This window comes from Acinetobacter sp. V2, from assembly GCF_001188385.1.
Classification (GTDB): Bacteria; Pseudomonadota; Gammaproteobacteria; order Pseudomonadales; family Moraxellaceae; genus Acinetobacter; species Acinetobacter oleivorans.
On record NZ_JZFB01000008.1, the window covers coordinates 6,797 to 7,156 of the forward strand.

The following is a 360-nucleotide window of genomic DNA, read 5'->3' on the forward strand; positions in this document are numbered from 1 at the left end:
GAATTAAAACGGCAAATACAACCACACTTAACCGATCTAATTTTTGCCATTGTAGGTGCTGTAATTTCTCAATCCACACTTTCATTAGTTACCCCCTTGTATTAAGGGCTGACGAGAACTAATGACAAATGTATCTAAACCAGCTTTTCCATCATAAGATGGAATATTCAGTAATAATCTTTGCGTAAGCTGCACATCAAGCATCATGTTGGCATCTAATAAAAGATTCGCCATTTTTTGACTGCGTTGATCACGTATATCAACTTGTAATTGACCGTTTTGATCCGTTAGTTGCCCATTTAAAGAGGGCATATTCATCCGGTCTTGACGATCACCAATATTATAAATTAAAGCACCGCC

The 360-nt window shown here is 37.2% G+C and carries 2 pseudogenes; both read right to left on the reverse strand.

Going from position 1 to position 360, the window contains the following annotated elements:
• Positions 1-85, reverse strand: a pseudogene (locus tag UC75_RS22235) (type II secretion system protein N); the annotation flags it as partial.
• Positions 85-360, reverse strand: a pseudogene (locus UC75_RS22240) (type II secretion system protein N); the annotation flags it as partial. The pseudogenes UC75_RS22235 and UC75_RS22240, both read right to left, overlap by 1 nt.